Genomic DNA, 12,891 nt, shown 5'->3' with positions numbered 1-12,891 from the left:
CGATTCACAATGAGAAAGATTTTCTTCTTTGGTATAGGTATTTCGGCAGTAATTGGTGGGTATTTGCTGTCGTGTACCAATAGCTCAACGACCCGGGCTACGCAGGAGCATATTCCTGACCGGGTCAGCTATAATTTTGACATTCGTCCCATTCTCTCGGACAAATGTTTGACCTGTCACGGGCCTGATGCCAACAAAAGGCAGGCGGGCCTTCGACTCGACGACCCCGAAAGCGCCTTCCAAGCCTTGAAAGAGCATCCATCTGCCCACGCCATTGTGGCGGGAGAACCGCAACTTTCGGAGGTTTTCTTGCGTATTACGACCAAAGATACTGCCAAGCTGATGCCGCCGCCCGCGTCTAATCTCAAGCTGTCGTCGCACGAAATCGCGCTCATTGAAAAATGGATAAAACAAGGGGCTAAATACGAGAAACATTGGGCGTTTGTGGCACCCAAAAAACCTGCACTTCCTGAAGTGAAAAAGGAAGATTGGCCCAAAAATGAGATTGATTATTTTATTCTGCACAAACAGGAGCAAAAAGGGTTTAGCCCCAACGAAGAAGCCGACAAAGAACGTCTGTTGAGGCGCCTTAGCCTTGATTTGGTCGGGCTGCCGCCCACGCTGAAAATGATGGACAGTTTTCTGGCCGATAAAAGCCCGAATGCCTACGAAAAAGCAGTGGATGAATTGCTGAAAAATCCTGCTTATGGCGAAAAAATGGCGGTTTATTGGCTGGATTTGGCCCGCTATGCCGATTCACACGGTTATCAAGATGATGGCTACCGCACGCAGTGGCCGTGGCGCGATTGGGTGATTCATGCCCTGAACACCAACATGCCGTACGACCAATTTGTGACTTGGCAATTGGCGGGCGATTTGCTCCCCAACCGCGACAATGAGGCGCTTTACAAACAGCAATTGCTGGCGACGGGCTTTAACCGAAACCATAAGATTACGGAAGAGGGTGGGGTGATTCCCGAAGAATACCGCATTGGCTACGTCACCGACCGGAATGATTTATTTGGCAAAGCATTCTTGGGCATGACGCTCGAATGCGCCCATTGCCATGACCATAAATACGACCCTTTTTCCCAAAAAGAATACTACCAACTCTTTGCGTTTTTTAACAATGTCAAAGAAGTGGGAATCGAGTCGGTGATTGGTGGACCCGAAACTTACGCCAAAAAACCGTTGATGGAAATCAGCAACGACGACGTAAAAAACATTCTGACGTTTATCAACAAGCCCGATACCAACCGCCTGATTGTATCGGTGATGAGCGATTTGGACACGATGCGCAAAACCCACATTCTTCGTCGTGGGGCGTACGATGCACCCGGCGATGAAGTCCAACCCAATACCCCTAGTTTTATTCTGCCGTTCAATAAATCTTACCCTAAAAACCGACTTGGTTTGGCTAAGTGGTTGGTTGACAAGCAAAACCCACTCACGGCGCGGGTATTTGTGAATCAGGTATGGCAGGAGTTTTTTGGCAAAGGAATCGTCAAAACGTCGGGAGATTTTGGAATGCAGGGCGAACTGCCTAGCCATCCCGAACTGCTCGATTGGCTGGCGGTCGATTTTATGGAACACGGTTGGAATATCAAACGCCTTGTCAAACAAATGGTGATGTCGGCTACGTACCGTCAGTCGGCCGTTGTGACGCCCGAAAAACTGGCCACCGACCCTGACAATATTTTCTTGGCCCGGGCACCGCGTTACCGGATTCACGCCGAATTTGTGCGTGATGTGGTTCTGTCAAGTAGTGGTTTGTTGGTGCCCAAAATTGGTGGGCCAAGCGTGAAACCGTACCAACCCGCTGGATTGTGGGAAGGGGCTACGTCCGGCCGGGGATTGCTTTCTATGTACGTCCAAGACCACGGAGAAAGCCTGTATCGTCGAGGTATGTATACGTTGATAAAGCGAACGGTTCCGCCGCCCGCGATGAGTATTTTTGACGCCAGCAACCGCGACCTTTGTGAAGTTAAACGACTGAAAACCAACACTCCGTTGCAGGCATTGGTCATGATGAACGACCCGACGGTGCTGGAAGCCTCGCGGGTATTGGCCGCGAAGTTGTTGCAAGAAAAAAGCTCTACCCAAGATAAAATCACAAAGGCTTTTCGACTCATTGTGAGCCGTAAACCCAGTGAAAAAGAAGTGTCTATATTGGCGGCTTATTACGACAAAGAGCTGAAAAAAATCACCAAGCCGAGTGCCGAAAAGTTGCTGGCCGTGGGCGAATACCCCATTCCTGCCCAACTAGATAAGACACAATTGGCGGCGTTGATGCGCATTGTCAATACGATTTACAACTTGGAAGAGGCGATTACAAAGTCCTAGGTCAGTAACCTGGAGAGAGAAGGCAGAAGTGAGAAATAAGAATTAAGAGGTACGAAGTAAGTAGGAACTTTAACTACTAATAAATAGAGTTTATTAGTGGATACATCAAAAACACTAAATTCCCCCAAGGGGGCGGCCCGCCGCAGCGGGTAGGGGCTATGGAAAAAGAATTTTTAGAACACGGTCTGACCTTTAACCGACGTCGTTTCCTGTCCACGATGAGTTTGGGATTGGGAAGCGTGGCGTTAGGGTCGTTGATGATACCCAATTTACTGAATGGTGGCGACGTAGACGAGGCTGGTTTTGTGCCGGGCATTCCTCATTTTGCCCCCAAGGCCAAACGAGTCATTTATTTGTTCCAAAACGGCGCTCCTTCGCAGTTTGAAACCTTTGATTACAAACCCAAACTCTGCGAAATGGTGGGTCAGGAACTGCCGCCGTCGGTGCGTGGTATGCAACGACTCACGGGCATGACGGCCAATCAGGCGTCGTTTCCGTTGGCGGCTTCGTTTGTGGATTTTAAACAATACGGCCAATCGGGCGCTTGGGTGAGCGATTTGATGCCTTATACGTCCAAAATCGTGGATGATTTGTGTATCGTAAAATCCATGTACACCGAGGCCATCAACCACGACCCCGCTCTCACTTTTTTCCAAACTGGCTCCCAACAAGGCAATCGCCCTAGCATGGGCGCGTGGCTGAGTTACGGGTTAGGAAATGAAAACAAAAACTTGCCAGATTTTACGGTTTTGCTCTCACGTGGCATCGGCAATGGGCAAGGAGTTTATTCCAAACTTTGGTCCAACGGTTTTTTGGATTCCATTCATCAGGGCGTACAGTTTAGCAAAGGCGAAGACCCCGTACTGTACCTGCGCGACCCCGAAGGCATGGACCGCGCTGCCCGTCGCGAGATGTTGGACAACTTATCCGAACTGAATCAGCTTTCGTACAGTGAATTTGGGGACCCCGAAATTGCCGCCAAAGTGAAGCAATACGAAATGGCGTATCGAATGCAAACGGCCGTGCCGGAGGTGATGGATTTGTCGAAAGAACCCGACGATATTGTGAAATTATACGGTCCCGATTGCTTAGTGCCGGGTACTTACGCCGCTAACTGCCTTTTGGCGCGTAAACTTTCCGAAAACGGGGTTCGATTTGTGCAATTGTACCACCAAGGCTGGGACCAACACGGCAATCTTCCGTTTGAAATCACTAGTCAGGCCAAAGACGTTGACCAAGCGTCGGCAGCGTTGGTGACGGATTTGAAACAACGCGGTTTGTTAGATGAAACATTGGTCATTTGGGGAGGCGAATTTGGCCGTACGAGTTACAGCCAAGGAAAACTGACGGCCGACAATTACGGTCGCGACCACCATCCGCGCTGCTTCACCATTTGGATGGCGGGCGGTGGCATCAAGCCCGGAATAGTTTATGGCGATACAGACGAAGTGGGTTATAACGTCAGTCGAAACCCCGTTCATGTGCATGATTTTCAGGCTACCGTTTTGCATTTGTTGGGCCTAAATCATGAGAAGTTGATTTTTAAACACTTAGGCCGTCGCTATCGGCTGACCGACGTATCAGGAAAAGTAGTGCGTGATATTATTAGTTGAGAATTAGGTTGTTGGTGTTTTTTCACCCACAACGGCTTCGAAGCATACCCTCGTGGCGACTTGTAGATTTTAGGATTAGATGAATAAAAAGTTCAAAGACATAGCCGAGCAGGCCTTAATCGTTTCCACGATTTTTATCCTTTTTTTGTTGCTGTTTGAAAGCAAATTGGTGGTGCCCGTTTGGCTGCAACCCGTCGGAAGAATGCACCCGCTTTTTCTTCATTTTCCGATTGTGCTCTTGCTTTTGGCGTTGGGGATGGAATTTTTTCGATTCAACCCGGCCAATACCGCCAATACCTTTTACCGCACCTTTTTAACCAATTTTTGGCTGATTGGGGCTTTGTCGGCCGCCTTTACGGTCATCATGGGGATATTTTTGTCCAAAGAAACGGGCTACGAAGGAGAGACCTTGCCGTGGCATAAATGGACGGGAATCGCGGTTTTTTTTCTGGCCGCCATCGGTTATTGGTGTCGATCCATGGCGTGGTACCAAGCTCCCGTGGCCAAAGGTTTGGCATTGGTCACTACTTTGTGCGTGGTTTTGGCGGGACATTATGGCTCGGTTTTGACCCACGGCGACAATTTTATCACGGGGCCGATACTCAAATCTGCACCTGTTCCGTTGGAGGAGGCCATTGTCTTTAATGACGTAATTCAGCCCATTTTTGAACAGAAATGCGTCAGCTGCCATAATCCCGACAAACTCAAAGGAGAGCTGATGCTTACCGATGCCAAGTCCATCTTGAAAGGCGGAAAAACGGGGAAATTGTTTGTGGCGGGCCAACCCGAAATCAGCCTGTTGCTGCAACGCATTCATTTGCCGTCGGAAGATAAAAAACACATGCCGCCGATAGGAAAGTCGCAACTGAACCCGCAGGAAATTGCGCTGCTTTCGTTGTGGATAAAGGCCAAAGCTGATTTTACAAAAAAAGTGATTGATTTGCCCCTCAATGATTCGCTGAGGCTTATTGCCAGTACGTTTTTGTCACCCGTTGAGCGAGAAGAAGAACAGTTTGATTTTGCGGCGGCTGATGAAGAAACCATTCAAAAGCTGACAACGGAGTTTCGGAGCATTGCCCCACTGGCGCGTGAATCGCCGGCATTGGCGGTTAATTTCTTTAACAAAACTGCCTTTAATTCGGAGAAAATCAAGGAGTTAAAAGAAATAAAAGAACAGGTGGTGTTTTTGAATTTGGCCAAAATGCCCGTCAAAGATGCGGATATTTCGCAAATCACCGCCTTTGAAAATCTGCAAAAACTAGACCTGAACTTTACGGATATTACGGGTAAGGGCCTGAAAGAATTGACGTCTTTGAAACAACTCAAAAACCTGTCGATTTCGGGCACAAAAGTAACGATGAAGGATTTGCAGGCCGTTATTCCGAATTTTAAAAGCCTGAATACCATCGTGGTATGGAATACTGGACTGACGATTGAGGAGATTCGACAGTTGCAAAAATCCCATCCGCGTATACGGTTCATTGAGGGTTTTAAAGATGATGGCAAAAATCCGATTAAGTTAAACCCGCCGCAGGTCAAAAATAAATCCACCGTTTTTAATGAACCCGTATTGGTGCAGTTGGCCCACCCTGTCAAAGGCGTTCAGATTCGGTTTACGACGGATGGAACCGAGCCAGATAGCGTGAAATCGGCCATTTTTACGAACCAAACGGTCATTAAGGCAAGTACTAACATTCGGGCGAAGGCCTACAAAGAAGGCTGGTTTGGGAGCGACGAAGTGGTGTTTGACTTTTTCAAAAGAACCTACGTGCCTGATAGCGTACGTTTGCTGTTGCCGCTGAACCGCGTCCACCAAGCAGAAGGTGCGAAGTCCTTTTTTGACCAAAAATTAGGCACGTTTAACGCCAATAGCCCCGCGTGGGCCAACAATTGGGCGGGGGTAAGAAACAATGATTTGGCGTTGATGGCCGAATTTAAAAAGCCCATCCTGCTTTCGTCGGTAGAATTGCGCATCATGGAAGAAACCGAAACGGGGATTTTTCCGCCAGAATCCATTGAAGTATGGGGTGGAAATTCGCCCGACCAACTGAAGAAAATCGCGGTAATCAAACCATCCATTCCAACCAAGTACCGGACGCACTTGTTGCAAGCGGTGGGAGGGAAGTTCAAACCGCAAACCGTTTCATACCTGAAAATTGTGGCTAAACCATTGTCGAAAATGCCCGAATGGCACGGAGGAAAGGGAAAACCTGCCCTCCTGTTGGTCGATGAAATGTTTTTTAACTAAACCCATTTGCGAGGCGTCGCCTCGTATGAGGTGAAAAACATTGTCAGTTTGGGCACATCAAAGGGGCGCGTAGTTGCGCCCTTTACTTTTTAGATTGGTTGGGTTTAAGGTGCTCAAAATCTTCCTTTTGCGTAAAATACTCCAAACCCAAAACCAAAATAACTGTACTGCCAAAGGTAACTTTCTGCATAATGGGCAAATAGGCGTAACTACCTGAACCATAAAGGTATAGAGTATAGTAAAAAATAAGCAGACAGGTAATGCACGAGAACTTAAACAAGTGTAGCCTTGACTTTAAAATAAAAACGGTAATGTAAAATAGGCTTAACAGAAACAGGGTGCTGGCAAGCGTAACCATACTGTCATGTAACGGGGTCACGATTAAAAAAGTAAAAAACATGCCTCCCGCTCCCAAATATTGTATGACGTTGGCGGCACTCCTTACGGGTATTTTCTTTGAAAATTTAATGAAGAATAGGGCAAAACTCACCGAAAGGAAAATCATTCCGCCGTCAGCCCAGATTTGCGCAGGATTGTCGGCACCATTGATGGCTTTTGGAGCAAACAAATTGCTGATAAAGTTTTTTGACCAATCAAAGCCCACTGAATTTCTATCAAATAGCGAGCCTCCTGGATAAACCCTCGTCGCAATGAAAAGCAGCGATACCGAAATAAATATCCCTAGTAAAACGGAATATCTTTTTAGTGCTTCTATGCTTTTTTCGTACATATCCAAGAAATCGTTTTAGGAAGGGGAATAACGAATCTGAGGTATTAGAAATCAGTCTGTTGGGCTTCATCACCTTATCTGCCAACCCTGCTTTCTAAGTAGGCAATGTCATTTCTTAATAAAGCGTTTAAGCAGTCAATCGCATCGTTTTTGGTGGTTGCTTGAATGACTGTTGAGTAATTGTCGGAAATCTGGTCGTTGAGCCCTAAAAATGATTTTACTTTTTTTGGGCTTTTATACGTAACTTTAAATTCATAATTATCGGGCTCACCAATGACCGAAATAGTAATTCCGTTTCCACTTTTCTTGTTTTCGATGCCAAATGTCGGGTGAAAGTATATTTCGTCGAGTTTGGCATTACTGCTTTTTTGCAAATACTCATTCCAATCAACTTTTTCAAAAGTATCCATGATTGTGTCTTGTGCCATATCGCCAAGATCAATGATGTCGGCTTCTACGGGGTCGCAAAAAAATGCTTTAAATTCCATCATTTTCTGTTTTGGGTTCGTAAATAGCCGATAAAGTAAATTATATGCTAGGTTATTTAGGTGCGTATTTAGCCATTTTTACTTGACTTAAAAAATGTGTCTTTTGAAATCTATATGGTAGGAAAGGGTTTTGGGCTTTACGTTGTAAGGGAAATCAGGGGACGTTAGCGGAATATAGCAACAAAAGTTAAAGAGTAGTGCAACTGTTAAGCCTATGTTCATTAGCCGCCATAATGCCAATCCAATGTTGGCGGCTGCTTTGGTCGACCAAGCAAAGTGAATAAAAGTCTAAGGGTCAAATACAATATTTTTTCTTTCGCTTTTGTCTGTACCCAATATAAATGTCCGATGATGATAGACAGTTGCATTGAAAGTGGTTGCAATTTGTCAACAAACAGTTGCTACTGTTTTATCAACCCACGCATTGTCAAGAACAGATGGATGGTCTTTATGAATGCTTAGCACAATTCCAAAGTTGCAACCTTCAAGTGTGGTGTCGTCCCATTCTTGCAAAGTTCCTTTCTCGTAAGGTCTCGAAATATTATAATTTATTTTTTCATCTTCAACAGTTAGCCATTCAGTTTCGTTTTCAAAATCATACTCCATTGTCGGAAGTGAAAGTGCTATTTCTAATTTTTTTCCGAATTCCTTTAAACCAAAATTGCTTTTTAAGCAAATGTGTTCAAGTCTTTTTGTTACCTCTATGTCCATTGTTCGTTTCTATAAAGTAGCCGCTAAACTCCCTAATTGACGCATATTTTATGCGCTTATTGCAAAGTAAACGCTTCAAACTTAAAGAACAAATTGTAAAATTTTTATTTTTTAAATTGTTGATAATTAGTGTGTTGTGAAAAATTTTGTGCGCTATTAAACAATATATTATATGGTTTCGCACTCAAAAAACTGTGCGTGAAAATTCATCACGATTTCGTGAATATCAGGCTGGTTGTTTTTTGTCAGTGCTAAGTCGTAATGAACGCTCTTTACGTTTTGCATTTCTGTCTTTGATGTCCTGCATGATTTTTCTAAAGTCAATAAGTTCTTGCTCAGTCCACGGTTCTGACTTTGTCGATAAATCAACGTTCTTTGGTTCTTTAATGAGTCCCATCATTTTAGTTTTTAAAATATTGTGAGATAAGTCTTAATGCTGCATTTGGTTCAATAAACATTCTTAACCCTCGGAAATGTGTCGCATGAAGTGATTGTTGATAATGTTTTATAAGTGCCGATTTAGCGTCAAAAGCGAGGAACCCCTCAAACCCTTTGTCAACTGAAACTTTGCAAGCATACGCAATAAGGTTGCCCGGAACACCAAAATATACTTTTCCTTTTCCTTTGTTGAATTTTGCACTCTCTATCAAGTGCATAAAAACGTGGTCTTGTTTGTCCTCGATGCTAACAAGTCCCTGAATAATAGTTGGATTGTTAACCGTTGTCAACTTATAAATTTCTTTGGTTTGATCTTTCAATTCTTTGTGCCAGTCGAACTGCCAATCTGCTTTTTTTATTTGTTTACTGTCTGCGCTTGTCAACCTAACAATTTCTGTCTCGAAAACCTCACCTGTGAAAGTGTTTTCAATTGAATTTGTCAACTTGTCAATGATAAAATCAAGTTCTGTGTTTTGGCTCTTTTTCACTTAGCGAATTTACGAAATATTAGGGTTGTTATCAAATGTAACGCGAAGTTTGTAGCGCCCTTAAGTATGGCTACTAACCCCCGCATATTGCAAAGTAAATGTAACATATTTTAAAAACAAATTTCTATGAAGTTGTTTTTAAAGTATTGACTGTCAGTTGTTTATTTGCTTTTTTCTTTTCAAATATCCTGTTATCACTTTTGACTCTTTCCATCACTCAAAAAACTGCGCGTGAAAATTCATCATAAATACCTCGTCGGTGGCGCGGGTCATGGCGGTGTAGAGCCACCGCACAAACTCCCGATTTACCTGCTCTTCGGGCAGATACCCTTGGTTCACAAACACCGATTTCCACTGCCCACCCTGCGATTTGTGGCAGGTGAGGGCGTAGGCAAATTTGACCTGTAAGGCGTTCAGGTATACATCTTGCCGGATGGCTTCGGTACGGGCTTTTTTGGATTTTAGGTAGATATAATCCTGCAAAACGGCCTCGTATAAACGCTTGTTTTCGTCCTGACTCAGCGACGGGGCGGGGGAGTGGAGCGTGTCCAGAAAAATCTTGGCTTCAAACGGCGGTTGCTCTTCATAATCCAGCAATTGAAGCTCAACGGTGGCAAATCGAAAGCCGTGCATTTCTTCCTCTTTGCGGATGCGCTTTACTTCCACAAAATCGCCGTTGGCCAAAAAGCCTGCCGGCGACTCTTCGTCGAGCACGGTATAATTGTTCCGGACAATCATCAGCAAATCGCCCGCTTCAATTTCTTCTTCGGAGCCGTTGATTTGGCGGCGCACAAACTCATTGAGTTGGACAGCCTCGCGGTTGGAGCGCGTAATGATGGTCACGTTTTCGCGGCCGTGTTTGTCGTAGGCGTAGCGGAGGCCGTCTTCGAGGCGGTCGCCGGGCATCTTATAAAAATCGCGCAGGCCGCGCGTGCGGAGTTGAATGGAAAGTTTTTCGAGCGGCAGAGCATCGCGGAGGCGGGTGGCGTTTTGCAAAATTCCCGAGTTTTGCCCCTGACGCGTCACTTCTGTCAGTTCTTGCTCATACACGCTCATGTAGTAGGTGCTTTCGAGGAGCGCCTTGTCGAGCGCGGGGCTGAGGTCTTTGTTGATGGGCGGCAGCTGGGCCACGTCGCCCACGATGAGAAGTTTGTTGCCGATGCCCTCAAAAACGTACTCAATCAAGTCGTACAGTAACCCGCGCGAGCCAAATTCGGCCTCGTCCGAAATCATCGAGGCTTCGTCCACGATAAAAAGCGTGTCGCGGTGTTTGTTGGCCTGACGCTCAAAATGCAGCGAGCCCGTGTAGGCATCGGCTACCTGACGGTATATTTTTTTGTGAATCGTAAATGATTTTTTCTTGGAATAGTTGCTCATCACCTTGGCGGCGCGGCCCGTAGGAGCTAAAAGCACGGTTTTGAAGCCAAACTTACTGACCACTTTGATGACGGTGCTGATGAGGGTGGTTTTTCCCGTTCCGGCGTAGCCTTTCAACAAAAAACAGTCGCGCAGGTTATCATCTTCCAGAAATTCGGCTATTTTTATAAAAAAATGCTGTTGACCTGCGGTAGGCTCATGCGGAAAGCTTTTCAGTAGTAAATCCGAGACGGTTGGGGGCGGTGTTTCTTTCATGTATCCAAAACTACGGCAGGAACGCAAATTTCACAACCCTCCTAAATTATTCCTTGTCGAAAGTTTTCATTTTTTTGGATTAAATTGTATTTTCATCACCTTTTTCACCTAACTCTTCAAAATTAAAGCAATTAAACATGAAAATTAAGAACGTATTACGCGATAAGTCCCGCAATGCTATCTATTCGGTTACGCCGGAAACTACCGTGCTAGATGCGCTAAAACAAATGGCCGAAAAAAATATCGGGGCGGTGTTGGTTTTGGAAGAGGGACGTTTGGCGGGGATTTTCTCGGAGCGTGACTATGCCCGCAAAGGGATTCTGCAAGGGAGGGCGTCCAATCAAACGTTGATCAAAGAAGTAATGACCTCTAAGCTCATTACCGTAACTTCAGAGCAAAAACTGGAAGAAGCCATGGTCATCATGTCGGAAAAACACATCCGTCACTTGCCCGTGGTCGACGAGGGTGAACTCATCGGTATCATCTCCATCAACGACGTGGTAACCAGTATTATTAAAGACCAAAAAGTACGCATTGAATCGCTAGAGAGCTACATTTCGGGCAATCCTTACGCATAATCACTATCTTTGTAGTCTTGAAAAAGTTCAAGGTTGGTCGTCAATAGGCAGTAGCTTGATTTTCAGGGTACTGTCAATTATTGCCGATTGACTTATAACGTTAACCAATATCTGTCCATTGGAAAAAGCAAGACAAGAAGTAGCCCGGTTGTATGGCAATCGATTGCGGCTGAGAGTATGCGGGATTTGCATTGAAAACAATAAAATTTTGATGCTGAGCCATCGCGGCATTGGCGATACCGACGTTTTTTGGTGTCCTCCCGGCGGGGGAATTCAGTTTGGAGAATCAACGCATGAGGCCCTCAAACGTGAGTTTGAAGAAGAGACGGGCCTCTTTATCGAAATCGGGGACTTACTGTTTGTCAACGAGTTTATGCAGCCACCCCTCCATGCCCTAGAATTATTTTTTGAGGTCAAACGAAAAGGTGGCGACCTGCATCTGGGCACCGACCCCGAAATGACCACCGATAATCAGATTATTCAAGAAATGCGCTGGATGAGTATCGAAGAAATCAAAGCTTACCCCGCCCACGAAGTTCATACGCTGTTTAGGCATTGCGAAAGCCTGTCGGATATTTATCAATTGAGGGGCTTTCTGAACGATGAATCTGCGGAATTGGCCGATTTCCAAAACAATTGATACATTTAGCCAAGAATTCGTGAATTAGCCGGTTAATTCTCAAAACGATTAACTTTTTACAATTAACACTGGATTATAGAAAGAGGGATGGTTGATACACAAAACGTGATAGCTCCTTTGTTGGAGATAAAAGACGAACGCTTCGACCCCACAAAATGCGCGGAGTATGAATTGCTGATGGAGTTGGGGGCCGAACGATTGCGCTTTTTGGTGCTTGATAGCAAAAAAAAGCGTGTGTTGTATCTGGAAGACTATTTGATAGGTGGGCTGCCGAGCGAAAAAAAATGGGCGAATTGGCTGGCAAAACTGTCGGCGTTGCACCCATTTTGGGGTAGTAATCTTTGGAAAAGCGTGACGGTTTCCTTCAATACGCCGTATTTTACGTTGGTGCCAGAAGCTTATTTTCGCAAAGAATACGTCAATAGCTACCTGAATTTGGTGCAAGGGGATTTGTTTGAAACCGACCAGATTTTGCACCGCGAAGTAAAGCGCATCGAAGCCCGAAACGTGTTTACGGTCAATAAAGAGCTTTGGGAGTGGGTGCTGAATACGTATACGTTGCAATTGCCCGCTTTTATTCACCAGACCAATGCCCTGATTGAAGGCGCGTTGGCGCTTTCGGTGCTGGATAAAGAAGCGGTTTTGATGAATCTGCACTTTGAAGATGACTTCGTGACGTTGGTGATTGTCAAGAACGATTCGCTCCTGATGTGCAATAAATTTGCCTACAAAGCCGCGGCCGACATGGCGTATTTTATCATGTTTGTGCTGGATTCACTCCAACTCAAACCCGCCGAGGTGAAGTGCCGTTTTTATGGTGAAACAACCCCTTATTCTGAAGATTATCAACTGCTTCAGAAATTTTTACCGCATCTTTCGTTTGGCAAAACCCCCGAAACTTTGGTGTTAGGAGCAGCCTTTGAAGATGTGCCCGAGCACCGGTATTATAGCCTATACACGATTCCCTTCGCTTCCTGAAACC

General features: G+C 45.3%; 11 protein-coding genes. 6 read left to right on the top strand and 5 right to left on the bottom strand.

All coding sequences use genetic code 11. From position 1 onward, the window contains the following. Positions 1-9 precede the first annotated feature (9 nt). From NCI00_RS24830 to NCI00_RS24820, 3 genes are all read left to right on the top strand, one after another. Positions 10-2,343, top strand: a complete 2,334-nt coding sequence (locus tag NCI00_RS24830; RefSeq protein ID WP_253532198.1) for a PSD1 and planctomycete cytochrome C domain-containing protein — start codon at positions 10-12, stop codon at positions 2,341-2,343. 158 nt (positions 2,344-2,501) lie between these two features. Beyond that, positions 2,502-3,956: a DUF1501 domain-containing protein gene (locus NCI00_RS24825; protein ID WP_253532197.1), complete on the top strand. Its 1,455-nt coding sequence runs from the start codon at positions 2,502-2,504 to the stop codon at positions 3,954-3,956. Between the two features lie 79 nt (positions 3,957-4,035). Further along, positions 4,036-6,204 (top strand): c-type cytochrome domain-containing protein, encoded by a 2,169-nt coding sequence (locus NCI00_RS24820; RefSeq protein ID WP_253532196.1) that lies wholly within the window; start codon positions 4,036-4,038, stop codon positions 6,202-6,204. A gap of 82 nt (positions 6,205-6,286) precedes the next feature. Here the strand turns inward: NCI00_RS24820 and NCI00_RS24815 are convergent, their stop codons facing one another. The 5 genes from NCI00_RS24815 to NCI00_RS24795 all read right to left on the bottom strand — a co-directional run bounded on the left by NCI00_RS24815 (position 6,287) and on the right by NCI00_RS24795 (position 10,691). After that, positions 6,287-6,934: a hypothetical protein gene (locus tag NCI00_RS24815; RefSeq protein WP_253532195.1), complete on the bottom strand. Its 648-nt coding sequence runs from the start codon at positions 6,932-6,934 to the stop codon at positions 6,287-6,289. Between the two features lie 74 nt (positions 6,935-7,008). Next, positions 7,009-7,425: a hypothetical protein gene (locus NCI00_RS24810; RefSeq protein WP_253532193.1), complete on the bottom strand. Its 417-nt coding sequence runs from the start codon at positions 7,423-7,425 to the stop codon at positions 7,009-7,011. A gap of 384 nt (positions 7,426-7,809) precedes the next feature. Next, positions 7,810-8,133 carry a hypothetical protein gene (locus tag NCI00_RS24805; protein ID WP_253532191.1) on the bottom strand — a complete coding sequence of 108 codons (324 nt, stop codon included), beginning with the start codon at positions 8,131-8,133 and terminating at the stop codon, positions 7,810-7,812. Between the two features lie 401 nt (positions 8,134-8,534). After that, positions 8,535-9,059: a hypothetical protein gene (locus tag NCI00_RS24800; protein ID WP_253532189.1), complete on the bottom strand. Its 525-nt coding sequence runs from the start codon at positions 9,057-9,059 to the stop codon at positions 8,535-8,537. Between the two features lie 213 nt (positions 9,060-9,272). Then, positions 9,273-10,691, bottom strand: coding sequence for an ATP-dependent DNA helicase (locus tag NCI00_RS24795; protein ID WP_114066254.1), 1,419 nt, complete (start codon positions 10,689-10,691; stop codon positions 9,273-9,275). Between the two features lie 137 nt (positions 10,692-10,828). Between NCI00_RS24795 and NCI00_RS24790 the strand changes: the two genes are divergently transcribed. The 3 genes from NCI00_RS24790 (at position 10,829) to NCI00_RS24780 (ending at position 12,887) form a co-directional block, all read left to right on the top strand. Next, positions 10,829-11,269: a CBS domain-containing protein gene (locus NCI00_RS24790; protein WP_114460799.1), complete on the top strand. Its 441-nt coding sequence runs from the start codon at positions 10,829-10,831 to the stop codon at positions 11,267-11,269. Between the two features lie 118 nt (positions 11,270-11,387). Next, positions 11,388-11,909 carry an NUDIX domain-containing protein gene (locus NCI00_RS24785; RefSeq protein WP_253532186.1) on the top strand — a complete coding sequence of 174 codons (522 nt, stop codon included), beginning with the start codon at positions 11,388-11,390 and terminating at the stop codon, positions 11,907-11,909. 87 nt (positions 11,910-11,996) lie between these two features. Further along, positions 11,997-12,887, top strand: a complete 891-nt coding sequence (locus tag NCI00_RS24780; RefSeq protein WP_253532184.1) for a DUF3822 family protein — start codon at positions 11,997-11,999, stop codon at positions 12,885-12,887. Positions 12,888-12,891: the final 4 nt, after the last annotated feature.

This window comes from Runella salmonicolor (assembly GCF_024158025.1).
Taxonomy (GTDB): domain Bacteria; phylum Bacteroidota; class Bacteroidia; order Cytophagales; family Spirosomataceae; genus Runella; species Runella salmonicolor.
The sequence above is the reverse complement of the archived record's forward strand: the minus strand, read 5'-3'. Positions and strand labels throughout refer to the sequence as shown.